This window comes from Streptomyces sp. NPDC051180, assembly GCF_040689545.1.
In the GTDB taxonomy this organism is placed as follows: domain Bacteria; phylum Actinomycetota; class Actinomycetes; order Streptomycetales; family Streptomycetaceae; genus Streptomyces.
This window is the reverse complement of the sequence record NZ_JBFBBC010000011.1, coordinates 126,256-152,722: the sequence shown is the minus strand read 5'-3', so window position 1 is coordinate 152,722 and position 26,467 is coordinate 126,256. Positions and strand designations below refer to the sequence as shown.

Below are 26,467 nucleotides of genomic sequence, written 5' to 3'. Positions count from 1 at the left end.
CGGAACTCCGGAACCGGGCGGGAGTCGGGCGGGCGCCGGGGCCGGAACCGGGCGGGCGCCGGGGCCGGAACCAGCCCGGAACCGGGCCATAACCAGACCGAACCGGGCCGGAACCGGGCGGTCAGCCCTCCGAGCGGACGTTGAAGTGGTGCAGCAGCCGGGCCAGTTCGGCGACCTCGACGCGGTCCCAGTCGACGAGCTTGCGGACGTACCGCTCGCGCCGCGCGTCCCGCACGTGCCGGAAGCGGTCGCGCCCCTCCTCGGTGAGCCGGACCAGGGAGGCGCGTCCGTCGGCGGGGTCGGGGTCCCGGACGACGAGGCCGAGCACCTCCAGCGCGCGCAGCTGCCGGCTCATGGTCGCCTTGCCGACCCCGAAGTACCCGGCCAGTTCGGTGGCCCGCTGGGGCCCGGCGTCGTCCAGCCGGACGAACAGGCCGTAGGCGGCCGGCTCCAGCTCCGGGTGCACCTCGCGCGCCATCTCGCCGGACTGGGCTCGGGCGCGGCGCAGGAACACGGCCAGCTCGCGTTCGAGGGCGAGGAACTCGGGGTCCACCCCGACGGACGCGGGGGCCGGTGCACGGCGGGGCCGGTCGTCGCCCGCGGCGGCCGGGGCGGCCGTGATGTGGCCTCCGGCCGCCGGGGTGCCGGCCCGGACGTCGTCCGCGGCCCGGCCTTCGCTTCCCGTACCGCTTGCGTGCACGTCGGCACCTCCCACGCGTTCTCCGGCGGCTGCCCGGTGGTCCGGCCGCCGGTTTCCGGCCGCTGAAAGTTTCTTCCCGCCGCGGCCATCTCCGCAGCTCCTCCAGTATTTCGCAGGAGTAGACCAACGGCGGCATCCGGGGGCTCTTCCCCGGGTGGGTCTACGTGCGTAGCGTCGTTCCCGGCGCAGGGATGACATGTCCACACCATGCGTCATCGGCACCGTGCGCCCCCACCCCCAGCAGCTCCCCCCACCGAGCCTTTCGGAGGCACGCAATGCGTGTGCACAGATCCGGAACGACCCTCGCCGGCGCCGCCCTGGCGACCCTGGCCCTGCTCCTCCCCCTCGCCGGACCCGCCGGCGCCGCAGAGGACCCGGGCACCCGGGCCGTCCCGGCACGCGGCTCCGCCTACATGGGCATGGGCGTGATGGCGCACGACGGCAAGGGCGCCGGGCCCGCCGGCGGCAGCGCCCTCGCCGCCCAGACCGAGGGCGTCGACGTCTCCAGCCACAACGGCAACGTGGCCTGGTCCACGCTGTGGAACAGCGGCGTGAAGTGGGCCTACGTGAAGGCCACGGAAGGCACGTACTACAAGAACACCTCCTTCAACCAGCAGTACACCGGCTCCTACAACGTCGGCATGATCCGGGGCACGTACCACTTCGCCACCCCGGACACGACGGGCGGCGCCGCCCAGGCCGACTACTTCGTGAACAACGGCGGCGGCTGGTCGAAGGACGGCAGGACCCTGCCGGGCGTGCTCGACATCGAGTGGAACCCGTACGGCGCGGCCTGCTACGGCAAGTCGGCGTCCGGGATGGTCGCGTGGATCCGGGACTTCGTGGACCGCTACCGGTCCCGCACGGGCCGCGACCCGGTGATCTACACCGCCACGAGCTGGTGGAAGCAGTGCACCGGGAACTCCGCCGCCTTCGCCTCCGCCAACCCGCTGTGGATCGCGCGGTACGCCTCCGAGGTCGGCGAGCTCCCGGCCGGCTGGGCCTACCACACCATCTGGCAGTACACCTCGTCCGGCCCGACGGTCGGGGACCACAACCACTTCAACGGCGACTACTCGCGCGTACAGGCGCTCGCCAACGGCTGACCAGGCCCTTCGCGCGACGAGCGGTCCACGGCGGCTCCCCGGGTGTGCGGCACCCCGGGGGGCCGCCGCGGCTTTTTCCACCCACCCCCTTGCCCATTGGTATGGACCAATGCGAGGCTCTACGCCGGTCGCCCGGAAGACAACTTCCGTGCGACCGGCGCGCGTTGCTCGTCCCGTACTCCCCCACGCACGAGAGAGAGCCCCCGCATGGCCTCCCACCGCCGCACCACCACCGTGGCCGCCGCCACCCTGTCCGCCGCTGCGCTCGTCGGCCTCACCCCCACGGCGGCCGGCGCCCACGGGGCCGTCTTCAACCCGGTCAGCCGGGTGGCCTCCTGCTACGCCGAGGGCCCCGAGACGCCCAAGTCCCAGGTCTGCAAGGACCTCGTCGCCGACTCCGGCACCCAGCCGCTCTACGACTGGAACGAGGTCAACATCGCCAACGCCGACGGGCAGCACCGGACGCTCATCCCGGACGGCAAGCTCTGCTCGGCGAACCGCGCCAAGTACCGGGCCCTGGACTGGGCCCGCACCGACTGGCCCGCGACGGCCGTCGCCGCCGGCTCCTTCGACTTCAAGGTCCGGGTGACCGCCCCCCACTCCGGCACCATGACGATCTACATCACGAAGGCCGGCTTCGACCCGACGCAGCCGCTCAAGTGGTCGGACCTGGACGCGACCCCCGTCGCCGTCTACCAGACCACCCGCACCTCGACCGACGGGTTCTACAACTTCACCGGCAACCTGCCGGCCCGCACCGGCCGCCACATCGTCTACCAGGTGTGGCAGCGCAACGACAGCCCCGAAGCCTTCTACAGCTGCTCGGACGTCACCTTCGGCGCGGCGGCGACCGCGGCCGGCGCGACGCAGGCCAAGGCCCCGACCGAGGCGAAGATCGCGGCGGGCGCCAAGCTCTCCACCGTGAGCCACGCGGGCCACGGCGGCGACGAGCAGGCGCCGGCCCTCTCCTCCGAGGCCGCCGGGACCCCCTCCTCGCCGCTCCCCCTGGCCCTGGCCGGCGCGGGCGCCGTCGCCGCCTTCGCGGCCGGCAGCCTGCTCCTGGGCCGCCGCCGGAACCCGTCCGCCTCCTGACGCACCGTCCGTGTCCGGCTCCTGACGCCCCCGGGCACCCCCAGGAGCCGGACACGGACGGCCTAGGCGGTGGACGAACCGAGCGGGAAGAGGGCCGTGAGCCGGGGCAGCGCCAACCCCTCCGGCCGGGTTCCCCGGGTCACCACGCCCTCTTCCCGCTCTTCCGGCTCCTCGCGCTCCTCCTCCAGCTCCTCGACCGCGTCGAGGAACTCCTCGCCCTCGTCGTCCTCCTGGCCCGTCAGCTCGTCGTAGGCGTCCTGGGCGACGTAGTCGAGCTCCTCCCACTCGGGCCACTCGTCGTCGCGCCAGACGTCGTGGTGCCGACCCACCAGCACCCTGATCCCGGGCACGTCGGCCAGCGCGTCGGGGTCGGCGACCACCGACTCGTACACCTTGCGCCCCTGGCCCACCAGCCAGAGCGTGAAGTAGTGGAAGCCGTCGTCGCTGCAGGCGCCGCCCTCGACCCGGTTGGCCGCCCGCCACAGCCCGCGCGTGTCGGCGGCCTCGCACGCCTCCTCCAGCCGCACCTGGAACTCCACGCTCTCGGCCGCCGGACGCCGCAGCAGCTCCGTCCGCAGCCACTCCAGCCGCTCGTCCCGGTCACCGGTGCGGCGGCCCAACTCGTCGATGAGAGCCCAGAAGGCGTCGTCGTTCATGTGTACGAGCATGACAGCCTCCACCGACATCCGGATACGCCGGATCGGGGTGCCCGGGAGGGCACCCCGATCCGGAGCCGGCGTCACGCGGCCGTGCGGGCGTCGCGCGGCCGCGCGGGGGTCACGCGGCCACGCCCACCGCCACGGCCGCCGGGGCCAGCGCGATCTCCAGGACCTGCCGCACGTCCGTCACCGGGTGGACCTCCAGCTTCTCCAGGATCTCGGCCGGGACGTCGTCGAGGTCGGCCTCGTTCCGCTTGGGGATCACGACCGTGGTGATGCCCGCCCGGTGCGCGGCGAGCAGCTTCTGCTTCACCCCGCCGATCGGGAGCACCCGCCCGGTGAGGGAGACCTCGCCGGTCATGGCGACGTCCGTCCGGACCAGCCGGCCGCTCAGCAGGGACGCCAGCGCGGTCGTCATGGTCACGCCCGCGCTCGGGCCGTCCTTCGGCACCGCGCCCGCCGGGAAGTGGATGTGCACGCCCCGGTCCTTGAGGCCGGTGACGGGCAGCTCCAGCTCCGCACCGTGCGAGCGGAGGAAGGAGAGCGCGATCTGCGCCGACTCCTTCATCACGTCGCCCAACTGGCCGGTGAGGGTGAGCCCGGCGGCGCCGGTCTCGGGGTCGGCGAGGGACGCCTCCACGAAGAGCACGTCGCCACCCGCGCCCGTGACCGCGAGCCCGGTGGCCACCCCGGGCACCGCCGTGCGCCGCTCGGCCGGGTCCTGGGCCGACTCGGGAACGTGGTGCGGGCGCCCGATGAGCTCCCTCAGGTCCTCGGGTCCGACCGTGAACGGCAGCTCGCGGTCGCCCAGTTCGTGCTGGGCCGCGATCTTCCTGAGCAGCCGGGCGATCGAGCGCTCCAGGGTGCGGACGCCCGCCTCGCGGGTGTACTCGCCGGCCAGCTTCCGCAGGGAGGCGTCCTCCAGGACGACCTCGCCGGACTCCAGGCCGGCCCGCTCCAGCTGGCGCGGGAGCAGGTGGTCGCGGGCGATGACGACCTTCTCGTCCTCCGTGTAGCCGTCGAGCCTGACCAGCTCCATGCGGTCGAGGAGCGCCTCGGGGATGGCTTCGAGGACGTTGGCCGTGGCGAGGAAGACCACGTCGGAGAGGTCGAGTTCGACCTCCAGGTAGTGGTCGCGGAAGGTGTGGTTCTGCGCCGGGTCGAGGACTTCGAGGAGGGCGGCCGCCGGGTCGCCCCGGAAGTCGGAGCCCACCTTGTCGATCTCGTCGAGCAGGACCACCGGGTTCAAGGTCCCGGCCTCCTTGATCGCCCGGACGATCCGGCCGGGCAGGGCTCCGACGTAGGTCCGGCGGTGGCCGCGGATCTCCGCCTCGTCCCGGACGCCGCCGAGGGCGACGCGGACGAACTCGCGTCCCATCGCGTGCGCGACGGACTCGCCGAGGGAGGTCTTGCCGACGCCGGGCGGTCCGACGAGGGCGAGGACGGCTCCGCCGCGGCGGCCGCCGACGACGCCGAGGCCCCGGTCGGAGCGCCGCTTGCGCACGGCGAGGTACTCGGTGATGCGCTCCTTCACGTCGTCGAGGCCGGCGTGCTCGGCGTCGAGGACGGCCCGGGCGCCGCGGATGTCGTAGCGGTCCTCGGTCCGCTCGTTCCAGGGCAGTTCGAGGACGGTGTCGAGCCAGGTGCGGATCCAGGAGCCCTCCGGGGACTGGTCGCTGGACCGCTCCAGCTTCTCGACCTCCTTGAGGGCGGCCTCGCGGACCTTCTCGGGCAGGTCGGCGGCCTCCACGCGGGCGCGGTAGTCGTCGGACTCGTCGCCCTCGGCCTCGCCGTTGAGGTCGCGGAGTTCCTTGCGGACGGCGTCGAGCTGGCGGCGGAGCAGGAACTCGCGCTGCTGCTTGTCGACGCCCTCCTGGACGTCCTTGGCGATGGTCTCGGCGACGTCCTGCTCGGCGAGGTGCTCGCGGAGCTGGGCGGCGGCGAGGCGGAGGCGGGCGACCGGGTCGGCCGTCTCCAGGAGCGCGACCTTCTGCTCGACGGTGAGGAAGGGCGAGTAGCCGGAGTTGTCGGCGAGGGCGCCGACGCCGTCGATCTGCTGGACGCGGTCGACGACCTGCCAGGCACCGCGCTTCTTGAGCCAGCTGGTGGCGAGCGCCTTGTACTCCTTGACCAGTTCGGTCACGGAGCCGGGCAGCGGGTCGGGCAGGATCTCCTCGACCGTGCCGCCCTCGACCCACAGGGCGGCGCCGGGGCCGGTCGTCCCGGCGCCGATGCGGACGCGGCCGATGCCGCGGATCAGTGCGCCGGGGTCGCCGTCGGACAGGCGTCCGACCTGCTCGACGATGCCCAGGACGCCGGTTCCGGCGTAGGTCCCGTCGACGCGGGGCACCAGGAGCACCCGCGGCTTGCCGGCGCCGGGCCGGGCGGCGGCCTGCGCGGCCTCGACGGCGGCGCGTACCTCGGTGTCGGACAGGTCGAGCGGCACCACCATGCCGGGCAGCACGACCTCGTCGTCGAGCGGCAGCACAGGCAGAGTGAGCGGCACGGACGCCATGGACTCAGAAGCCATGATCTCCCCTTCGGCAGTCAAGTTGAGCTGTACCGACTCAATGCACCTGAGCCCGGGAATGTTCCCGGACGTTCGTTCGCTCTGAGCGATCACCCTCCCGCGGGCACGCACCCCGGGATGTAATCCCTGCATGGATATTGCAGCCATTACATCGGCCTGGGTGGCCGGCTGGACCGTCTCCCGCGGCACTCCGGCCGCCGTCACCGAGCCCTGGGGCCACCGCATCGACGTCGGCCTGCCCCGGCACGTCGTGCGGCACGTCCTGCCGGCCCCCGACGCCGCCTCCGTCGGCGCGCTCTGCACCCGGCTCACCGAGCCGTACAGCTGGCTCAAGGTGATGGCCGCCCCGGAGGAGGTGGCCCCGTGGATCACCGAGGGGTGGACGGTCCCCGACGACCCCGGCTTCATGATGGTCAAGCCGCTCGACCCCGGCGCCCGGCCCGCGCCGCCGGAGGCGTACGTCCGGACGACCGAGACCCGGGACGGCGTCATCCGGGTCCGGATCCTCGCACCGGACGGCACCCTCGCCGCCCGCGGCCAGATCGCCCCGACCGGCTCCACGGCCGTCGCCGACCAGATCGAGACCGACCCCGCCCACCGACGCCGCGGCCTGGGCGCCAACGTGATGCGCACCCTGGAGGCCGCGGCGGCCCAGGCGGGCGCCACGACCGGCGTGCTCGCCGCCACCACGGACGGCCTCGCCCTCTACGACTCGCTCGACTGGCGCTACCGGGGCCCGCTCACCGGCATCGTCCGCGACGGCGCCTGACGGTTCCCCGGGGCCCGGCCGCACCGCGCGGGCCCCGGGGAACCCGCCCGTCCGGCTGCGCGGGGCGCCTTCGAAGGGGCATGCTCGACCCATGGTGCGAGGCGTACGGGGAAAGTGGTGCGGGACCCTGCTGCTGGCGGCGGCCCTGGCCGTGGGCGGGGCGAGCGGCTGCGGGCCCGAGGTGCCGCCCGCGCCCGGCGGGCCGCCGTCGGGGCCGACCGCGCCCTCCGTGCCTCCGGCGGGCACCCCTTCCACCACCACGACACCGGCCTCCCCGTCGCAGGACACCCCCTCGGCCGAGGTCCTCGTCGAGGTGGTCGTCAACGGCGGCCTGGCCGGGGTCCGCAACCGGCTCGTGGTCCACGACGACGGCAGCTGGACCGTCCGCTCCGGCACCAGGGCGCCCCGGACCGGCCGCCAGACCCCCGCCGAGACCGCCGCGCTCAAGGCCGCCCTGGAGGACCCGGCGTACGCCCGGGTCCCGGAGCGGCCGGCCGGCAGTCCGATCGCCGACGGCTTCCAGTACTACGTGACCTACCGCCACCGCCTCGTCGTCGCGGACGACGGCGACCGCCCGGAGGCCCTGCGGCGCGTCTTCGCCGCCCTGCCGGAGGGCGGCCCGCCGACGAGCCCCTGAGGCGCGCGCCACCGGGGCCGTACGCCGAAGCCGACCACCGGCTCCCCACCCTCCGCCGAGGCACCGCGCGCAGAAGCGCCCGCGCGCCTGATCGGCCGTGCGGCGACGCGGAGCGTCAGCCCTTCGGTGCGGCGATCGCCGCGTACTGGCGCCGCAGGGAGGCGCCGACGCGGGCCGGCATGTCCACCGAGGCGGGGTCGAGGGCCCACTGGATCTGCAGGCCGTCCATGACGGCGAGGTGCTCCCGGGCGACGGCGGCGCAGTCGGTGTCGGAGCGGAGTTCGCCGCGCCGGACCCCCTGCTCCAGGAGGTCGACCGTGTGCCGGAGCACGCGCGCGTAGCGCTCCTTGAAGTACGCGTGGGCGGGGTGGCCGACGTTGCCGGACTCGCCCACCAGGACGTTGAACATGCGCACGATGCCGGGGCGCCGGGTGTTCTCCTCGATCAGGGCGACGAGGGTGTCGAGGTACGCCTCGTAGGAGACGGGGTCGACGCCGAAGAGGCGCTCCACGTCGTGCTGCTCGCTCTGCGCGAGGACCGAGAGGAGCAGGTCCTCCTTGCTGCGGAAGTGGTGCAGCAGGCCGCCCTGGGTGATGCCGCAGTCGTGGGCGATGCGGGCGAGGGAGGAGGCGTGGAAGCCCCACTGTCCGAAGTGGTCGACGGCGGTGTCCAGGATCTTCTGGCGGCGCGCGTCACCGACCGCGTAGCTGCCCCTGCCTGCGCTCTTGCGGGGCGTTCGGCCCGTGTTCTCCGGCATGCGGCCACCTTAACGGGGCCCGAAATGCGAGCTTTCTCCCGTGACCCAGGTCACATTTCAGAAACCTAGTGGTTACTCGGTTTTCACGCTTAGCCTGTGGGCGCCAGAGGCCGGCAGCACCGCCGTCCGAGGTCGGTCGATCCGGTCGCACAGCCGGTCACGCAAGCAGGGACGTACGGCATGAACCCCTACCAGGACCCCACCCGCCCCGTGGACGAGCGCGTGGAGGACCTCCTCGCCCGGATGACTCCGGAGGAGAAGGCGGGACAGCTCTTCCACTCCATGCTGATGATGAATCCGGACGGCACCCCGGTGACCGAGACGGACGGCTCGATGCTGCCGTTCTCCACCCCCGAGCTGATCGAGGACCGCCGGCTCAGCCACTTCAACCTGCTCGGCACCCACGGCGCCCGCGAGATGGCCCTCTGGCACAACGCCGTCCAGGAGATGGCCGCGGGCACCCGGCTCGGCATCCCCGTCACGCTCTCCACCGACCCGCGGCACGCGTTCACCGACAACGTCGGCGCCTCCTTCAACGCCGGCGCCTTCTCCGCCTGGCCCGAGGCACTGGGCCTGGCCGCCGTCGGCGACCCCGAGCTGGTCTTCCGCTTCGCCGACACCGTCCGCCGCGAGTACCTCTCCGTCGGCTTCCGCACCGCGCTCCACCCGCAGATCGACCTCGCCACGGAGCCGCGCTGGTCCCGCCAGTCCGGCACCTTCGGCTCGGACGCGAAACTGACCGGCGAACTGGTGCGGGCCTACGTCCGCGGCCTCCAGGGCGACACCCTGGGCCCGGATTCGGTGGCCGCGATGGTCAAGCACTTCCCCGGCGGCGGCCCGCAGAAGGACGGCGAGGACCCGCACTTCCCGCACGGCAAGGAGCAGGTCTACCCCGGCGGCCTGCGCGGCCTGCACCTGGAGCCCTTCAGGGAGGCCATCGCCGCCGGCTGCTCGCAGATGATGCCGTACTACGGACAGCCGGTCGGCACCGACTGGGAGGAGGTCGGCTTCGGCTTCAACCGGGGCGTCCTCACCGGGCTGCTCCGCGAGGAGCTCGGCTTCACCGGCATCGTCTGCGCCGACTGGGGGCTGCTCACCGACGCGGTCGTCTTCGGCGAGACGCACGAGGCGCGGGCCTGGGGCGTGGAGCACCTCGACACGGCCGCGCGGGCGGCGAAGGCGCTCGACGCGGGCGTCGACCAGTTCGGCGGCGAGCAGTGCCCCGAGGTGATCGTGGAGCTGATGGCGTCGGGCCGGATCCCGGAGGAGCGGGTGGACGCCTCCGTGCGCCGGCTGCTGCGCGAGAAGTTCCTCCTCGGCCTCTTCGACGAGCGGCGGTACGTCGACCCCGACGAGGCCGCCGAGACGGTGGGCCGCGCCGACTTCGCGGCCGCGGGCGCCGCGGCCCAGCGCCGCTCGCTCACCGTCCTCACCGACGGCCCGCTGCCCCTGACGGGCCGGCCGAGGCTCTTCGCGGAGAACGTCGACCCGGCGGTCGCGGCGGTGTACGGCGAGGTCGTCGACGACCCGGCCGAGGCCGACGTCGCGGTCCTGCGGCTGCGGACCCCCTACAAGGAGCGGCCGAACCTCTTCGAATCCTTCTTCCACTCCGGCTCCCTCGCCTTCCCCGAGGAGGAGCTGACCCGGATCCTCGGGCTGCTCGCCGCCGTGCCGACGGTGGTCTGCGTCAACCTGGAGCGGCCGGCCGTCCTGCCCGAGATCGCCGAGCGGGCGGCCGCGCTGATCGCCGACTACGGCGCGAGCGACGAGGCCCTGCTCGACGTGGCCTTCGGGCACGCGCGGGCCGAGGGGCGGCTGCCCTTCGAGCTGCCGCGCTCGATGGCGGCCGTCGAGGCGTCCCGGCCGGACGTCCCGAACGACACGGCGGATCCGGTCTTCCCGTACGGCCACGGCCTGTCGCTGTAGGCCCACGGCCCGCCCCGGCGCCGGCCGGCGCCGGGCTCCGGGAGGCCCACGGCCCGCCCGAGCGGGCCGGCACACCCCACGGACCGCGGAGTACCCGAACGACTCCGCGCACGATCCGGGGCCCTCGCCGGGGGGCGGGGCCCCGGATCACCCTCCCCTGCCCGCATGTCATGCACCTGAAAGGTTCTCCATGCGCTCGTACCTCGTCCTCGCCGCCACCGGAGCCGTGTTCCTCGCCGCCACCGGCGTCACCGCCCAGGCCGTGCCCGGTGCCCCGTCCGCCCGCCCGCTCGCCGGGATGCGGATCCTCCTCTCCAACGACGACTCGATGCAGGCCGCCAAGGCGAGCAACTCCGACGGGCTCGGCCTGTACGAGCTCCGCCGCGCGATGTGCGCCGCCGGTGCCGACGTCGTCGTCATGGCGCCCTGGCAGGTCCAGTCGGGCAAGGGCACCGCCGTCACCAACGGCGGGGTGGTCACCGCCCAGCGCCGCACCGCCCTGCCCGCCGGCTACGAGGGCGACTGCTCCCGGGCGCCCTCCGGCGGCGCGGTCTACGGCGTCTGCCTCTCCGCCGGGCCCTGCACCGAGGGCTCCCCCAGCGCCACCCCGGCCGACACCGTCAAGCTCGCCCTGCGCGGCGGACTCAGAGCCAAGGCCGGCTGGAAGGACGCCCCGGACCTCGTCCTCACCGGCATCAACTCCGGCCCCAACGTCTCCGCGAGCGTCAACGACTCCGGCACCGTCGGCGCTGCCGTCGCCGCCGTCGACCAGGGCGTCCCGGCCCTGGCCTTCTCGTCCTCCGGCGACGCGAGCAACCTGAACTTCCCCCGGGTGAACTACCGCGCCCACGCCGAGTTCGGCGCCCGCCTCGTCGCCGGCCTGAAGCAGCGCGCCCTGCTGACCCCGAAGTTCGCCCTGAAGGTGGACTACCCCGACGTCAGCACGGGCGTCCCGGCCAAGGCCCCGGTCTGGACCCGCGTCGGCGACGGCGCGGTCGTCTTCCACGCCTTCGAACAGCGCGGGGACGGCGACTCCTTCGACATCGCCCTCGGACTCTGTCCGTTCGACGGCAGCGGCGAGGGCGAGTGCGCGGAGGGCCGCGAGGACGCCGACTCCACCTGGCTGCTCGACCGGGGCCACGTCACGATCGGCCCGATCACCTGGGACCGCACGTACGGCTCCCCGGTCGACGCGCGCCGGGAGCTGAACCGGATCGAGCACTACGTGCGGCACGAGGCCCCGCGCCCCTGAAGGCCCTGCGTGACGCCCCGACTCCGTGACGTGTTGATCCCGGCCACCCCGCCCCGCGAGGATGGCCGGGACCGACTGCCGAGCCGAGAGCGGACAGATCGACGATGCCTTCCCCCCTCACCCTCGACCGCCGCGACGGACCCTACGGAGAGGTCGTCCTGCGCCGCCGCGACGAGCACTTCGAGATCATCGCCAACGGCACCTTCCTCATGGACACCTCCGACGGGCGCTCCGAGCGCCTCCTGGTCGACGCGGCGCTGGCCGCCCTCCCCGAGCGGAGCCGGACCGGCGCCTCCGTCCTCGTCGGCGGCCTCGGCGTCGGCTTCTCGCTCGCCCACGCCGCCGCCGACCCCCGCTGGGGCCGCATCACCGTCGTCGAGCGCGAGGCCGCGATCATCGACTGGCACCGGCAGGGGCCGCTCGCGGCGATCTCCGGGGCCGCGCTCGCCGATCCGAGGACCGTGATCCTGCACACGGACCTCGTAGAGCACCTCCGCACCTCGGCCGACACCTACGACGCCCTCTGCCTGGACATCGACAACGGCCCCGACTGGACGGTCACCGAGGACAACGAATCCCTGTACGCGGCGGGGGGATTGGCGGCCTGCGCGGCCCGCCTGAACCCCGGCGGAGTGCTCGCCGTGTGGTCCGCCCGACCGTCCGCCGATTTCGAAGGGTCCTTGCGGAATGCCGGATTCAGCGCGGTACGGACGGAAGAGGTCCCCGTTGCCCGGGGCGTCCCCGACGCCGTCCACCTCGCCGTCCGTCCCGGATAGCGCCCGGACCGCTTCCGGATAGCCGGGACGCCGCCCGTACCTCTAGGCTGCTGCACCGACATCGGCGACGCGAGGCGGGGCAATGGAGCAGACACACACCACTCACCACGGTGCGGCGGCCACTCCGGGGGCCCAGCGGCGCGTCCTGGTGGTCGAGGACGACGCCACGATCGTCGAGGCCATCTCCGCGCGGCTGCGCGCCGAGGGCTTCCTCGTGCAGACCGCGACGGACGGCCCCGCCGCCGTGGACGCGGCCGAGGCGTGGCAGCCGGACCTGATGGTCCTGGACGTGATGCTGCCCGGCTTCGACGGCCTGGAGGTGTGCCGCAGGGTCCAGGCCCAGCGCCCCGTGCCGGTCCTCATGCTGACCGCCCGCGACGACGAGACCGACATGCTGGTCGGGCTCGGCGTCGGCGCGGACGACTACATGACGAAGCCGTTCTCGATGCGCGAGCTCGCCGCCCGGGTGCACGTACTGCTCCGCCGGGTGGAGCGGGCCGCGCTGGCGGCGGTCACCCCGCGCAGCGGCATCCTGCGGCTGGGCGAGCTGGAGATCGACCACGCGCAGCGCCGGGTCAGGGTCCGCGCGGAGGACGTGCACCTGACCCCGACCGAGTTCGACCTGCTGGTCTGCCTGGCGGGCACTCCGCGGGCGGTGCTCTCCCGCGAGCAGCTGCTGGCCGAGGTGTGGGACTGGGCGGACGCCTCGGGCACCCGGACCGTGGACAGCCACATCAAGGCGCTGCGCCGGAAGATCGGAGCCGAGCGCATCCGCACGGTCCATGGGGTCGGCTACGCGCTGGAGACCCCGGCGCCGTGAACCGGCCGGGGCCGGGGAGGCCGCACGTGGGACGGGGACCGCACCGGCCGGCTCGGTCCCGCCGGATCGTGATCTCGATCAAGACGAAGCTGGGCGCCCTGGTCGTCGGGGCGGTCCTGCTCACCTCCGGTCTCGCCCTGGTGGCGATCCGGACCTCCACCGAGTTCCGCTACATCACGGTCTTCGCGATGATCGCGACGCTGCTGATCACCCAGTTCGTGGCGCAGTCGCTGACCGCCCCGCTCGACGAGATGACGACGGTGGCGGGGACGATCTCGCGCGGCGACTTCACCCGCCGGGTGCGGGGCGCGGACCGGCGGGACGAGCTGGGCGACCTGGCCTCGACGATCAACCGCATGGCGGACGACCTGGAGGCCGTCGACCGGCACCGCAAGGAGCTGGTCGCCAACGTGTCGCACGAGCTCCGCACGCCGATCGCCGCCCTCCGGGCGGTGCTGGAGAACGTCGTGGACGGGGTGTCCGAGGCCGATCCGGAGACCATGCGGTCGGCGCTGAAACAGACCGAGCGGCTCGGCAGGCTCGTCGAGACGCTGTTGGACCTGTCACGTCTTGACAACGGTGTCGTGGCGCTGCGGGCGAGCCGCTTCGAGGTCTGGCCGTATCTGTCGGGGGTGCTGCGGGAGGCCAATCTCGCCGCGTCCCAGCGCGGCCTGTCCTCCACCTCGGGTCTCCACAACCGGACCGACGTGCACCTGCACCTGGACGTGTCGCCGCCCGAGCTGGTCGCCCACGCGGACGCGGAACGGCTGCACCAGGTGATGGCGAACCTGATCGACAACGCGGTGAAGCACTCGCCGCCGCACGGCCGGGTGACGGTCCGGGCCCGGCGCGGCCCGTACCCGGACTCGCTGGAGCTGGAGGTCGAGGACGAGGGCCCCGGCATCCCGGAGTCGGAGCGGCACAAGGTCTTCGAGCGCTTCAACCGGGGCTCGGCCCCGCACCGACCGGGTCCGGGCAGCGACGGAGGCACCGGCCTCGGTCTGGCGATCGCCCGCTGGGCGGTGGATCTGCACGGCGGCGGGATCGGTGTGGCCGAATCGTCACGTGGGTGCCGCATCAGAGTCACTCTTCCGGGCAGTCTTCGAGCGAGAGATTGACGTAGGGTTCGAACCGGAAGCGCACGTTCTGCGTGTACGTGATCAGGACTCGCGTGCAGGTGGGCGGGGCGCGGTCAGGGATGCGGCCGAAGCGGGCCGTGCCCGTGCTTTTCCGTACCCTCACACCGACGAAACCAGGGTTGTTTCCCGCCATTCACGGCTCCGAAACACCCCGTCAAGTGTGACTTGCGCGACGTTGGAGTGCCCGGCCTGCACCTCTCGGCCGGACAGGCGTAGCCTTTATTTCCGCTGTCCATCACCTTGTGAAGCGGAAGAGGGCGGTTGCCGCCGTGTCGTCTCAGTCCCCCAGTACCCCGAGCTCCCCGACCGACCAAGACGGGCAGGGCCAGAACCCTGCGACCGCCTTCGGTGCCAATGAGTGGCTCGTCGACGAGATTTACCAGCAGTACCTCCAGGACCCGAATTCGGTCGATCGTGCCTGGTGGGACTTCTTCGCCGACTACAAGCCCGGAGCGACGTCGGAGACCCCGGCCGCCGCCCCGGCCCCCACCACCACCCCGAGCGCGCCCGCCGCGCCGCAGGCGGGCCCCGCACAGGCCGCGCCTGCCGCTCCTGCGGTCGTTCCGGCCCCCGCGCCCGCTCCGGTCGCGGCCCCGGCTCCCCAGCCCGCCGCGGCACCCGCCGCGCCGGTCGCCGCGAAGCCCGCCGCCGCCGCTCCGGCGCCGGCCAAGGCCGCCCCGGCCGCCGAGGCCCCCGCCGGCCCCGAGCTGATCACGCTGCGCGGCCCCGCCGCCGCGGTCGCGAAGAACATGAACGCCTCCCTGGAGGTGCCGACGGCCACGTCCGTCCGCGCCGTCCCGGTGAAGCTGCTCTTCGACAACCGGATCGTGATCAACAACCACCTGAAGCGCGCCCGGGGCGGGAAGATCTCCTTCACGCACCTCATCGGCTACGCGATGGTGCAGGCGATCAAGGCCATGCCGTCGATGAACTACTCCTTCGCGGAGAAGGACGGCAAGCCGACCCTGGTCAAGCCGGAGCACGTGAACTTCGGTCTCGCGATCGACCTGGTGAAGCCCAACGGCGACCGCCAGCTCGTCGTCGCGGGCATCAAGAAGGCCGAGACGCTCAACTTCTTCGAGTTCTGGCAGGCGTACGAGGACATCGTCAAGCGGGCCCGCGTGGGCAAGCTGACGATGGAGGACTTCACCGGCGTCACGGTCTCCCTGACCAACCCCGGCGGCCTCGGCACCGTCCACTCCGTGCCGCGTCTGATGCCCGGGCAGTCGGTCATCATGGGCGTCGGCTCGATGGACTACCCGGCCGAGTTCCAGGGCACCTCCCAGGACACCCTGAACAAGCTGGGCATCTCCAAGGTCATGACCCTGACCTCGACGTACGACCACCGCGTCATCCAGGGCGCCGCCTCCGGCGAGTTCCTGCGCGTCGTCGCCAACTACCTCCTCGGCGAGGAGGGCTTCTACGACGACATCTTCAAGGCCCTGCGCATCCCCTACGAGCCGGTCCGCTGGCTCAAGGACATCGACGCGTCGCACGACGACGACGTCACCAAGGCCGCGCGGGTCTTCGAGCTGATCCACTCCTACCGGGTCCGCGGCCACGTCATGGCCGACACCGACCCGCTGGAGTACAAGCAGCGCAAGCACCCCGACCTGGACATCACCGAGCACGGCCTCACCCTGTGGGACCTGGAGCGGGAGTTCGCGGTCGGCGGCTTCGCCGGCAAGTCGATGATGAAGCTCCGCGACATCCTCGGCGTGCTCCGCGACTCGTACTGCCGCACCACCGGCGTCGAGTTCATGCACATCCAGGACCCGAAGCAGCGCAAGTGGATCCAGGACCGCGTCGAGCGCCCGCACTCCCGCGTGGAGCGCGAGGAGCAGCTGCGGATCCTGCGCCGGCTGAACGCGGCGGAGGCGTTCGAGACCTTCCTGCAGACGAAGTACGTCGGCCAGAAGCGCTTCTCCCTGGAGGGCGGCGAGTCCGTCATCCCGCTGCTCGACGCGGTCATCGACTCGGCCGCCGAGTCGCGCCTCGACGAGGTCGTCATCGGCATGGCCCACCGCGGCCGGCTGAACGTCCTCGCGAACATCGTGGGCAAGTCGTACGCCCAGATCTTCCGCGAGTTCGAGGGCAACCTCGACCCGAAGTCGATGCACGGCTCCGGCGACGTCAAGTACCACCTGGGCGCCGAGGGCACCTTCACGGGCCTGGACGGCGAGGAGATCAAGGTCTCCCTGGCCGCCAACCCCTCCCACCTGGAGGCGGTCGACCCGGTCCTGGAGGGCATCGTCCGCGCCAAGCAGGACGTCATCAACAAGGGCGGCACGGACTTCACCGTCCTGCCCGTCGCCCTGCACGGTGACGCGGCCTTCGCCGGCCAGGGTGTCGTCGCCGAGACCCTGAACATGTCGCAGCTGCGCGGCTACCGCACCGGCGGCACGGTCCACATCGTCATCAACAACCAGGTCGGCTTCACCGCCGCCCCGGAGTCCTCGCGTTCCTCGATGTACGCGACCGACGTGGCCCGCATGATCGAGGCGCCGATCTTCCACGTGAACGGCGACGACCCGGAGGCCGTGGTCCGCGTCGCGCGGCTCGCCTTCGAGTTCCGCCAGACGTTCAACAAGGACGTCGTGATCGACCTCATCTGCTACCGCCGCCGCGGTCACAACGAGGGCGACAACCCCTCGTTCACCAACCCGCAGATGTACAACCTGATCGACAAGAAGCGTTCGGTGCGCAAGCTGTACACCGAGTCGCTCATCGGTCGCGGGGACATCACCCTCGAAGAGGCGGAGCAGTCGCTCCAGGACTTCCAGGGACAGCTGGAGAAGGTGTTCGCGGAGGTCCGCGAGGCCACCACCGCCCCGACCCCGACGCACGTCCCGGACGCCCGCGCCGAGTTCCCGGTCGGCGTCACCACCGCGGTCTCCCAGGAGGTCGTGAAGCGGATCGCCGAGTCGCAGGTCAGCATCCCGGAGCGGATCACGGTCCACCCGCGTCTGCTGCCGCAGATGCAGCGCCGTGCCGCCTCCGTCGACGACGCCACCATCGACTGGGGCTTCGGCGAGACCCTCGCCATCGGCTCCCTGCTGATGGAGGGCACCCCGGTCCGGCTCTCCGGCCAGGACTCCCGTCGCGGCACCTTCGGCCAGCGCCACGCGGTCCTGGTCGACCAGGAGACCGGCGAGGACTACACCCCGCTGCTCTACCTGACCGACGAGCAGGCCCACTACAACGTCTACGACTCGCTGCTCAGCGAGTACGCGGCGATGGGCTTCGAGTACGGCTACTCCCTGGAGCGGCCGGACGCGCTGGTCATCTGGGAGGCCCAGTTCGGCGACTTCGTCAACGGCGCGCAGACCGTCGTCGACGAGTTCATCTCCTCGGCCGAGCAGAAGTGGGGCCAGACCTCCGGCGTCACGCTGCTCCTGCCGCACGGCTACGAGGGCCAGGGCCCGGACCACTCGTCCGCGCGCCCGGAGCGCTTCCTCCAGATGTGCGCCCAGGACAACATGACGGTCGCCATGCCGACGCTGCCGTCGAACTACTTCCACCTGCTGCGCTGGCAGGTCCACAACCCGCACCACAAGCCGCTCATCGTCTTCACCCCGAAGTCGATGCTGCGTCTGAAGGCCGCGGCGTCCTCGGTGGAGGAGTTCACCACCGGCGGCTTCCGTCCGGTGATCGGCGACACGACGGTCGACCCGGCCGGCGTCCGCAAGGTCGTCTTCTGCGCCGGCAAGGTCTACTACGACCTGGAGGCCGAGCGTCAGAAGCGCGGTGACACGGAGACCGCGATCATCCGTCTGGAGCGCCTGTACCCGCTGCCGGGTGCCGAGCTGCAGGCCGAGATCGCCAAGTACTCCCAGGCCGAGAAGTACATCTGGGCCCAGGAGGAGCCGGCGAACCAGGGTGCGTGGCCGTTCATCGCGCTCAACCTGATCGACCACCTGGACCTGGCGGTCGGTGCGGACATCCCGGCGGGCGAGCGCCTGCGCCGGATCTCGCGTCCGCACTCGTCCTCCCCGGCGGTCGGCTCGGCCAAGCGTCACCAGGCGGAGCAGCAGCAGCTGGTCAACGAGGTCTTCGAAGCCTGACCGACCTGCCGTACGCGTACGGCGCGGAGGCCCGGCACCCCCTCGGGGGTGCCGGGCCTCCGGCGTTGCGCGGGGAGGTCAGAGGTTGGCCTCGAAGTCCCAGTAGGGGCGGTTGCGCTGACGGGCCGAGAGGGTGTGGGGGTGCTGGGCGCCGAGGGTCCGGGTGAGGGTGAGGAGGGCGTCCTCCTCCAGCTTCCCGGCCTCCTCGACCTCGCGGAGGCCGCGCAGGTCGGTGGCGAGCGCGACCTGGCAGGAGAGGGTCAGGGGGTGTTCGGAGCCCATGACGTGCCGGGCCCGGCGCAGGGTGTCCCGGCTGAGTTCGGCGGCGTCGGAGACGCGTCCGTTGAAGTTGCGCGCGGCGGTGGCGTTGAGGGCGCAGCCGATGACCCAGGGGTGGTCGGGGCCGAGGGCGGCGGTGAGGCCGGCGAGCGCCGCCTCCAGCATGGTCATGGCCTCGGTGCGCTCGCCGGACGCCTGCATCACGAGGGCGGTGTTGGCGAGGACGCCGGTGGAGACGGGGTGGGCGGGGCCGAGCAGGGCGCGGTAGCCGGCCTCGGCCTCGTCGATGAGTTCGCGGGCCCGGTCGAGGTCGCCGTGTTCCCGGAGGTAGTTGGCGTAGTTCGTGACCGCGGAGAGCGTGAGGTAGTGGCCGCGCCCCTGGGCCTGTTCGAGGTGGTCGAGCACCCCGGCCATCACGGCGCCGATGTCCTCCTTGAAGCCGCCCTCGCGGCGTCGGCAGAGGGCGAGCTGGCTGCGCGCGTAGAGGGTCTGCTGGTGCTGGGCGCCGAGGATCTTGACGTGGAGGCGGACGTTGGCCTCCTGGCGGCCGAGGGCCTCCCGGTAGCGGCCGAGCAGCCGGAGGTCCTGGGTGACGGCGTTGTTGGAGTTGAGGGTGGAGGGGTGGTGGGGGCGCAGGATGTTCTCGCAGCGGGCGAGGGTGTCGGTGTCCTGCTCGTGGGCCTCCTGGTAGCGGCCGAGCATCCGCAGGACGACGCCGACGTTGTGCCGGGCCGCGAGGGTGAGCTGCTGGGTCTCGCCGAGGAGGGTCTGCGCCTCGGCGAGGACCTCCCGCTGGAGGCGTTCGGACTCCCGGTACTGGCCGAGGAAGCGCAGGTCGCGGGCGATGCAGATCTTGGACTTGAGGTCGGCGAGCTCGTCGCGGTGGTCGGCGCCGTCGAGCAGGGTGCGGCGGGCGAGGTCGAGTTCGTACGCCTCGCGGAAGCCGCCGCTGCGGCGCAGGATGTCGCCCTCCACGGTGGTGAGTTCCTGCATCTGGGGGGAGAGCGGGTCCATGAGGCCGGTCCAGCTGCCGCGGATGCGTTCGGCGAGGCGGGTGCCCGCCTTGTGCTCGCCGCTGCGGTCGCAGTAGCGCAGGCAGTTGAGGACGGTGGCCTGGATGCGCGGATCGGTGCTGCGCAGCGCCCCGGCGGGCTCCAGGTGGGGCAGGAGCTCGGAGTAGCGGGGCCAGTTCCGGCTGTCCGTGGGGTTCCCGGGGTCGGCTTCGGCGAGGAGGGTGCGGACGGCCTTGCGGTGGGCGTCGCGGTGCTCGCCGTCGGTGAGGCGGGAGACGATGTCGTGGACGAGCCGGTGCATGTGGACCGACTCCTGTTGCGGCGCCGCCTCGTCGCTGGTGACGGGGCCGCGCGTCTCCCGGGTGAGCACCGAGTAGTTGACGAGGGTGTCGAGGGCCCTGGTCCAGGCGGGCAGGTCGGTGGCCATCCACCGCAGGTCCTCGGGGAGCGGGGCCTGCGGGTGGGCGCGGACGATGCCGAGGGGGATGCGGCCGGGGGCGAACGAGGCGCAGAGGCTCAGGATGTCGATGGCCTGGGGCTGGGCGCGCCGGAGCCGGTTGATCAGTATCGACCAGGACGTGAGGGAGGTGTTGGGCATGCCCTCGCCGGTGACCGGCTCGCCGACGGTGGAGAGCCGACCCTCGCGGACCATGCGCAGGTACTCGGACGCCTCCATGCCGGACTCGCCGAGCCAGGCGGCCGCCTGGACGAGGGGCAGCGGTACGTCCCCGAACTCGGCGGCGACCTCGTCGGCCTCGGCGGCGGTGATGTGCGGGGCGCGGCGCATCAGGTAGCCGGTGGACTCCGCGCGGTCGAAGTTGCGGACCGCGAGGACGTCGGTGTGCTCGCGCCAGGCGTGGTTGCGGGAGGTGATGAGGACGTGTCCGGGTCCGTGCGGGAGCATGACGTTGACGCCCTCGACGTCGTCCCAGCCGTCGAAGACGACGAGCCAGCGGCCGTGCGGGGCCCCTCGGCGGAGGGCTTCGCGGACGGCGCGGATGCGTTCGCCGGGCTCGCTTCCGGTGGTCAGTTCGAGGGCGACGGCGAGCTCGCCGAGGCGGTCGCGCTGGACGTTGCGGTCGTCGGAGCTGACCCACCAGATGACGTCGTAGTCGGAGCTGAAGCGATGGGCGTACTCGGCGGCGATCTGTGTCTTCCCGATGCCCGACATGCCCAGGAGGGTGTACGCGGCGTTGCCGCGCTCGGCGTCCATGAGCCGTTCCTGGAGCTCGGTCAGGAGGTCGTCGCGGCCGGTGAAGCGGGGGTTGCGGCGGGGCACCTCGCCCCAGATGTCGGGTGGGGTGTCGGGGTAGCGGACGAGCGCTCCGGGTGCGATCCGCCGGGCCGGGGAGCGGCGCGGTTCGATGCCGAGCCTGCTGAGGAGCCGGGCCTCGGCCTCCTCCTCGCCGACCCCCCAGAGGCTGACGGGTTCGAGTACGGCCGTGGAGGGGAGCAGCGTGCGGTTGGTGAGGTTGACGGCGGCGAAGCGGTGGGCGTGGGCCGCGACGAAGCTGCGCAGGACGTCGTTCCACTCGCCGGCGGCGCGGGGGCCCAGCTCGAAGAACCAGTCGTCGAGGACGAGGAGGACCTGGCCGCGGGCGAGGAGCAGGTCGCCGAGGGAGTCCTCCAGGGGGACTTCGCGGGGCGGGTCCCAGCGTTGCAGGGTGGCGCGGACGCCGTGGGTGTCGAGGCGTTGGTTGATCCAGGCCGCCCAGGGCCGGTGGTAGCCGGGAAAGACGACGAGGACGTGTTCGGGAGCGCCCCTGCCGCCGTGGTCCGCCGTGGTGCCGCCCGACCGCTGTTCCGCCATGTGTGCATCTCCCGTCCCGCTTGCGCGCAACGCAGTGTCATGTGCCCTGGGCACAGTGTTACTCGTGGGCTCGTCGACCGGAGCTCAGACTCGCATGATGCTTCCCCATTTGCCGGGCGAACTCCCGCCCCGCACTGGTCAGTTCATCGGATCCGATCAATATCGCAAGTGCTCCGGCCACCTGATCGTGGACGTCCTCGAACCGCCGTGCGGACCGTGTGCGCCAAGGACCCGGCACGCCGGACGCGCGGCCGGCCCGGTGCCACAGGTCGGCGAGGGCCAGGTGGGCGTAGGCGCCCTGGAGGACTCCGGCGACCGGCCGGGGGTCGGTGCGCCAGCCGACGTGGTGGGTCGACGCCGTCCGGTCGTGGGACCGGTAGAGCGGTACCAGCTCGTGGAGCGTGGCGAGTTTGCTGTGGTGCAGTTCGTGGACGAGGGTCTCGGCCATGTCGGAGGCGCCGGCGGACGGCGTCATGAGGACGGCTCCGGGGGCGGCGCTCAGCGTGGCCCCGATCGAGCGCGTCCCGCGCGGGACGAGGGGCACGACGGCGCCCACCGAGCGGCCCACCTCGACGGCCCGCGCCCGGTCGGTCCCGCGGAGCAGGGCACGGGCCGCGGTCCAGCGGCCGGCCCAGCCGGCGTGGTCGGTGTCGGCGTGGTCGGCGGCGGCCCGGGCCGGGATGCCCATGTCCGGTGGCAGCCGGTACGGGTCGAGGTCCTCCAGCCGGGTCGTGCCGCCCGGCAGGGAACGCAGCCCGCACCATCCGGGCCCGCCGCCGGTCAGCCGCCCCGCGGGGGCGCTCCGGGGGCGGCGGAGCACGGCGCGGGAGCCCCCGCCCTCCCCGGCGCCGATCCGTACCGAGCGGGAACGCGCGTCGATCCGGAGCCGTCCCGCGCCGCCCGCCTCGACCCGCCCGACACCGGGGAGCGGGAGCACTCCGCCGGGGGCGTCGACCACCAGGTCCACCGCGAGGCCGCCGCGCAGGGCCGCGGTGACGGCGAGCAGGTGGAGATGGACGAGGTGGCGGTCGAAGCCGGCCCCGAGCGGCTCGGTGAGCGCGGCGGCGAGCCAGGCGCCGGTGGTCGGGTAGTCGAGGACGGCGCGGACGACGTCCGGACGGGCGCGCTCGGTCCGTTCGAGCAGGAGCCAGCCCGCCTCGAAGGTGCGCAGTGCCGGGGGCGCCACCGCCTCGCGGTGGCGCTGGACCCGGACCAGGAGGGTCTTGAGCAGGAGCAGCCGGCGGGCGTGCAGCCCGGACCGCAGAAAGCGCGCCCCGACGGGTTCGGGGCGCGTGGTGGCCAGCGCGGCGAGGACCGCCGGGTCGGGCGGGGCGGTGATCACCCGGGGCTCCGGACGGACGAGGCGCCGCCGGCTGCCGATACGGCCGAAAACGATCGCTGCGCGCGATCGTCGGGGCGTCCCGGGCGGACGTCGGACCGTCGCGGGGGACGGGGCTCCCGCACAGGACCACGATCGCCCCGTGCGGGACGGCGGCCGCCGCGCGGACCACGGCAGCCGCCGCGCGGACCACGGTCGCCCCGCGCCGGACCGCGGTCGTCCCGCGCCGGACACCGGTCGTCAGCCGACGGACTCGTCCTCCTGCCAGGACGCGGTGAGGTCCGAGGGGTGGAGCAGCACTCTCTCCACGGCCGCCCCGAGTACGGCGTCCTCCATGACCCGCAGGGTCCGCAGATCGACAGCCGCGAGATCGGACAGTTGCGGGGGCCTGACGGCTTCCCGGTCGACACCGGTCGCCCACCCCGTGTGCTCGAACACTCTCGGCTCCTCCTCACCGACGCTGTCCCCCACGGTCGTAGCGGTGCGGCGGTTCTTCCCGACGCCGGGAGACCGGAAACCCATTCGATTCATCTGCCCCCATGTGCGCCCCCGTTATCCGGCCGTCCAGGACCACCAGGGAGGAAGGACGCGGCGCCGTTCCTCGGGCGTGAGCGGCGCCCCCTCCCTCGCCCTCGCGCCCTCCACTCCGGCGAGCAGCCGCCGGGTCCGTTCCACGTCGTCCCAGTCGACCTCGACCAGCTCCCCGGTGAGCCGCCGCCACCGCGCGGTCGCGGCGAGCAGGACCGTCCGGGCCCGCTCGGGGCGGCCCATGAGGCAGAGCACCGCTCCCTGGGCGTGCAGCGCGCGGGCGCCGGTGACGGTGCCCGGGCTGTCGCCGTGGGCGGCCCGGTCCTCGTCCGCGGCGTTGCGGTAGGCGGTGAGGGCGTCGCCCGTCACGCCGTCCCGGGCCGTCTCGGCCAGCTCCAGCCGCACCCGCCCCAGCTGCAGCCACACCCGGGCGCGTTCGCCCGCGTCGGTGGTTCCCCGCAGGGCCTGTTCGAGGAGGTGGCGGCTCTCGAAGAGGTCGGGCAGGAAGCCCGCGCGGTGGAAGCGGAGCGCGAGGACGCTGCCGATGAGGGTGCGCGCCCTGGCGCGCTCGGGCGCGTCGGCGGGCAGCCGGGTGAGGGCCTCGCGCAGCACGCCCTCGGCCCGGTCGACGGGGGCCGTGCCGCTGCCGGCCGCGGCCCGGCGCAGCAGCGACCCGCCCCAGGTCAGGAGGAGCGTGCCGCGCTGGGCGCTCTCCGCGGGTGCCAGCAGGGTGGCCTCCTCGTACGCCGCGTCGGCGGCGGGACCGTCGCCGGCCGTGTCGTACAGCCGTGCCCGTGCCGTGGTGAAGCGCAGCCGCAGTGCGCGGCCGTCGCCGAGGAGGGGTTCCGCGCGGTCGAGCACGGGCCCGACGCTGTCGGGGGCGGCGCCGGTGAGGGCGAGGGCGTCGGCGAGGTCGAGGAAGGCGGCGGCGCTCTCCTGGAGGTCGAGGGCGGCGGCGAGTTCCCTGGCCGCCGCGTCGCCGTCGCCACGGGCCAGGAGCAGCCGGCCGCGGCGCAGGTGGAGGGTGTGCCGGACGGTCTCGGGCCAGTGGCCGTCGTCCTCGGCGAGGGCGGCGAGCGCCGCGTCCAGGTGACCGGGGGCGTCGGTGTCCCGCCACAGGGCGTGGTGGACGACGGCGAGTTCGAGCCGGGCCTCCGCCCATGCCTCGTCGCCGGGCCGGGCGGGCTCGGCCGCTCGCGCGAGGGTGTCGGCCGCCTGGGCGAGGAGTTCCCCGCGCCGGAGGGTGCGCCGGGCGGCCGCGGTGCCGGCCTCGGCGTACAGGACGCGGGCGAGGACGATCCGGGCCTCGACCGGTTCGTCGGGGAGCGCGGCCTCGGCGAGTTCGCGGGCGCGGGCCAGCAGGGCGGGGTCGGACTGGTCGCGGCCCTGGGCGAGGAGGCGCCGGGCCTCGGTGAGGGGGTCCGGGGTGACGAGGTCGGGGTGGTAGAAGCGGAGCACGCGCGCGGGGATGCGCGCGAACAGCTCGGTCTCGGTGCCCCCCGGGCCGGGGGTGTCGTCGGTCTCCTCGGTGAGGGCCGCCTCGCCGCCGGGCCGCCGGGCCGCGTCGGGACCGCCGTCGTCGGGCGTCCGGGGCTCGGTGCCGGCCGCGGGTCCGGACTCGGTCCGGTCGGTGGCGGGCCCGGCGGTGGGTCCGGCTCCGGCCTCGGCGTCCGTGCCCGCTCCGGTTCCGGGCACGGTCCCGGTCGTCGTCCCGGCGAGACGGGCGGCGGCGAAGGCGGGGAAGTTGCGCATGCCCTGGCCGAAGTTGCGCTCCACGTAGGCCGAGCAGTGCTTGAGGACGAGGGCGGCGGCGCTCGGGTCGAGCGAGGCGAGCAGGTGCTGCTGGATGGCGGTCGGATAGCTGAAGCAGGGGTACGGGGTCGGGCCCGGCAGCCGGCGCAACAGGCCGCTGAGCAGGACCTCGGCCAGCTCCATGGGCCCGGTGTCGGGCAGCATCGCGCGCTGGACGAGCTGCATGACGGGCAGGGTCAGCGGGGCCGCCGCGAGATGGACGGCGAGCTTCAGCGCGCCGGGCGAGGCGCCCGCCCGGAAGGCCCGCAGGACGTCCTCGTCGGAGCGCGGGGGGCGGGGTGCGGCGGGCGTGCGGGGCCCGGCCGGTTCGGGGGCGGTCCAGGCGGCCCAGCCGCGCACCGAGTCGCCGCCGTGTCCGGTGTGGAGCCGTGCCCAGGAGCCGAACGCCTCGGGGGTCGGGGTGAGCACGGGGACCGGCCGGCGGCCGGGGACGTGGGGGCCCCAGGGCTCGTCGTCGGAGCGGAAGGCGGCGGGCCCGCCGGGCACGGCGGAGCGCTGGAAGGTGCCGGGGACGGCGGGGAGCGCGGTGCGGGGCCACAGCCGCGGAGGGAGCGGCTGCACCAGCGCGATCGGGGAGTGGCGCGGCCACTGGTGCAGGAAGCGCTGGGCGGCGCCGCGCTGCCAGAGGGGGCCGACGCAGTCGCTGACGACCAGGGTGAGCCGGCTCCCGGTGGGGTCGTGGAGCTGGTCGACGGGGCGCAGCCGCGGTCTGCCGTCGGCGCCGGAGGTGGTGGTGACCAGCGGGGGGCCGTCGCCGGTGTCGTACAGCCGGTGCACCTGGACGTCGCGGAAGGCGCCGGACTGCTGGCACGCCTGGCGGAGTTCCTCGACCATCCGGCCCCAGACGACCATGGCCGGGCCGGTGTCCATGAGGAGCTGGATGTCGGGGCGCCGTCCGGTGGCGGGCCGCAGGACGGGGGTCAGGATGCCGGCGGCGGCGCTGTGCTCGGCGGTGGCCTCCTCGTCGAGGGCGCCCTCGCCGGGGCGGCCGGGGGCGAGGGCGTAGTCGCGCAGCGGCCGGAGCGCCTTCTGCAGGCCGAGGAGTCCGGGGAGGGCGTTGGCTCCGGGGGCGCGGACGGGCAGGGCGGTGCCCCGCTCCGTGCGCCGCGTGGCGGGGCCGCGGCCGCCGCCGGGCCCGGCCTCCATGTGGAGGGAGACGGACTCCCGGACGCCCGGGGCCGCGTCCCCGGTACCGGTGCGCGCCGGCTCGCCCCGTACGGCCTCCGGGATCGCCTCGGCCCCGCCGGGACCCTCGTCCGTGGACGGCGCCCCGTCCTCGTCCGGGGCGCCGTCCACGGCCCGCTCCGGCGGCGGGTCCGCCGCGGGTGCGTCGGGGGACGGGCCGGGCAGCCAGCGGGCGAGCCAGACGGCGTCGGCGAGGTCCTCGGCGGTCGGGTCCTGGCCGCCGGCCCGGAGTCTTCGGGTGAGCTCCTCCAGATGCATCCGGCGCATCCGGTCA

Annotated in this window: 18 protein-coding genes; 10 read left to right on the top strand and 8 right to left on the bottom strand. The window is 73.7% G+C overall.

The features are described from left to right. Window positions 1-121: 121 nt before the first annotated feature. Window positions 122-553 (bottom strand): MarR family transcriptional regulator, encoded by a 432-nt coding sequence (locus tag AB0424_RS20965; protein ID WP_366307739.1) that lies wholly within the window; start codon window positions 551-553, stop codon window positions 122-124. 422 nt (window positions 554-975) lie between these two features. Here AB0424_RS20965 and AB0424_RS20960 point away from each other — a divergent pair, with 422 nt between their 5' ends. Both AB0424_RS20960 and AB0424_RS20955 read left to right on the top strand, forming a co-directional pair. Further along, window positions 976-1,806, top strand: coding sequence for a lysozyme (locus AB0424_RS20960; protein WP_366307535.1), 831 nt, complete (start codon window positions 976-978; stop codon window positions 1,804-1,806). 207 nt (window positions 1,807-2,013) lie between these two features. Continuing rightward, window positions 2,014-2,898: a lytic polysaccharide monooxygenase gene (locus AB0424_RS20955; RefSeq protein ID WP_366307533.1), complete on the top strand. Its 885-nt coding sequence runs from the start codon at window positions 2,014-2,016 to the stop codon at window positions 2,896-2,898. A gap of 62 nt (window positions 2,899-2,960) precedes the next feature. On the opposite strand, the gene AB0424_RS20950 is transcribed toward AB0424_RS20955, so the two are convergent. Both AB0424_RS20950 and lon read right to left on the bottom strand, forming a co-directional pair. Next, window positions 2,961-3,566: a DUF4240 domain-containing protein gene (locus AB0424_RS20950; protein WP_366307531.1), complete on the bottom strand. Its 606-nt coding sequence runs from the start codon at window positions 3,564-3,566 to the stop codon at window positions 2,961-2,963. A gap of 109 nt (window positions 3,567-3,675) precedes the next feature. Beyond that, window positions 3,676-6,087: an endopeptidase La gene (gene lon / locus AB0424_RS20945; RefSeq protein ID WP_366307529.1), complete on the bottom strand. Its 2,412-nt coding sequence runs from the start codon at window positions 6,085-6,087 to the stop codon at window positions 3,676-3,678. 130 nt (window positions 6,088-6,217) lie between these two features. On the opposite strand from lon, the gene AB0424_RS20940 reads away from it, so the two are divergent. Together AB0424_RS20940 and AB0424_RS20935 are read left to right on the top strand one after the other, a co-directional pair. Beyond that, window positions 6,218-6,856: a GNAT family N-acetyltransferase gene (locus tag AB0424_RS20940; protein ID WP_366307527.1), complete on the top strand. Its 639-nt coding sequence runs from the start codon at window positions 6,218-6,220 to the stop codon at window positions 6,854-6,856. Window positions 6,857-6,947: 91 nt separating this feature from the next. Continuing rightward, on the top strand, window positions 6,948-7,493 hold the full coding sequence (locus tag AB0424_RS20935) for a hypothetical protein (RefSeq protein WP_366307525.1): 546 nt from the start codon (window positions 6,948-6,950) through the stop codon (window positions 7,491-7,493). A 115-nt stretch (window positions 7,494-7,608) separates the two neighbouring features. Here the strand turns inward: AB0424_RS20935 and AB0424_RS20930 are convergent, their stop codons facing one another. Next, window positions 7,609-8,250 carry a TetR/AcrR family transcriptional regulator gene (locus AB0424_RS20930; RefSeq protein ID WP_366307523.1) on the bottom strand — a complete coding sequence of 214 codons (642 nt, stop codon included), beginning with the start codon at window positions 8,248-8,250 and terminating at the stop codon, window positions 7,609-7,611. 180 nt (window positions 8,251-8,430) lie between these two features. Between AB0424_RS20930 and AB0424_RS20925 the strand changes: the two genes are divergently transcribed. The 6 genes from AB0424_RS20925 to AB0424_RS20900 all read left to right on the top strand — a co-directional run bounded on the left by AB0424_RS20925 (window position 8,431) and on the right by AB0424_RS20900 (window position 18,227). Beyond that, window positions 8,431-10,176, top strand: coding sequence for a glycoside hydrolase family 3 N-terminal domain-containing protein (locus AB0424_RS20925; RefSeq protein ID WP_366307521.1), 1,746 nt, complete (start codon window positions 8,431-8,433; stop codon window positions 10,174-10,176). A 190-nt stretch (window positions 10,177-10,366) separates the two neighbouring features. After that, entirely contained in the window at window positions 10,367-11,428 is a 1,062-nt protein-coding gene (locus AB0424_RS20920; RefSeq protein ID WP_366307519.1) for a 5'/3'-nucleotidase SurE, read from the top strand. A gap of 104 nt (window positions 11,429-11,532) precedes the next feature. After that, the gene (locus tag AB0424_RS20915) at window positions 11,533-12,204 is read left to right on the top strand and encodes a spermidine synthase (protein WP_366307517.1); all 672 of its coding nucleotides are present in this window, start codon (window positions 11,533-11,535) and stop codon (window positions 12,202-12,204) included. Window positions 12,205-12,286: 82 nt separating this feature from the next. After that, a complete protein-coding gene (locus tag AB0424_RS20910; RefSeq protein WP_017236227.1) occupies window positions 12,287-13,024 on the top strand; it encodes a response regulator transcription factor in 738 nt (245 codons plus the stop codon). Between the two features lie 26 nt (window positions 13,025-13,050). Beyond that, complete coding sequence (locus tag AB0424_RS20905) at window positions 13,051-14,142, top strand: HAMP domain-containing sensor histidine kinase (RefSeq protein WP_366307515.1); 1,092 nt, start codon at window positions 13,051-13,053, stop codon at window positions 14,140-14,142. Window positions 14,143-14,432: 290 nt separating this feature from the next. Next, window positions 14,433-18,227, top strand: a complete 3,795-nt coding sequence (locus tag AB0424_RS20900) for a multifunctional oxoglutarate decarboxylase/oxoglutarate dehydrogenase thiamine pyrophosphate-binding subunit/dihydrolipoyllysine-residue succinyltransferase subunit (protein ID WP_366307513.1) — start codon at window positions 14,433-14,435, stop codon at window positions 18,225-18,227. Between the two features lie 78 nt (window positions 18,228-18,305). Here AB0424_RS20900 and fxsT read toward each other — a convergent pair whose 3' ends face one another. The 4 genes from fxsT to AB0424_RS20880 form a co-directional block, all read right to left on the bottom strand. Beyond that, window positions 18,306-21,329, bottom strand: a complete 3,024-nt coding sequence (gene fxsT, locus AB0424_RS20895) for an FxSxx-COOH system tetratricopeptide repeat protein (protein WP_366307511.1) — start codon at window positions 21,327-21,329, stop codon at window positions 18,306-18,308. A 58-nt stretch (window positions 21,330-21,387) separates the two neighbouring features. Continuing rightward, window positions 21,388-22,671: an HEXXH motif-containing putative peptide modification protein gene (locus AB0424_RS20890; RefSeq protein WP_366307509.1), complete on the bottom strand. Its 1,284-nt coding sequence runs from the start codon at window positions 22,669-22,671 to the stop codon at window positions 21,388-21,390. Window positions 22,672-22,908: 237 nt separating this feature from the next. Beyond that, on the bottom strand, window positions 22,909-23,106 hold the full coding sequence (locus AB0424_RS20885) for a hypothetical protein (protein ID WP_366307507.1): 198 nt from the start codon (window positions 23,104-23,106) through the stop codon (window positions 22,909-22,911). A gap of 114 nt (window positions 23,107-23,220) precedes the next feature. Beyond that, complete coding sequence (locus AB0424_RS20880; RefSeq protein ID WP_366307505.1) at window positions 23,221-26,460, bottom strand: SAV_2336 N-terminal domain-related protein; 3,240 nt, start codon at window positions 26,458-26,460, stop codon at window positions 23,221-23,223. Window positions 26,461-26,467: the final 7 nt, after the last annotated feature.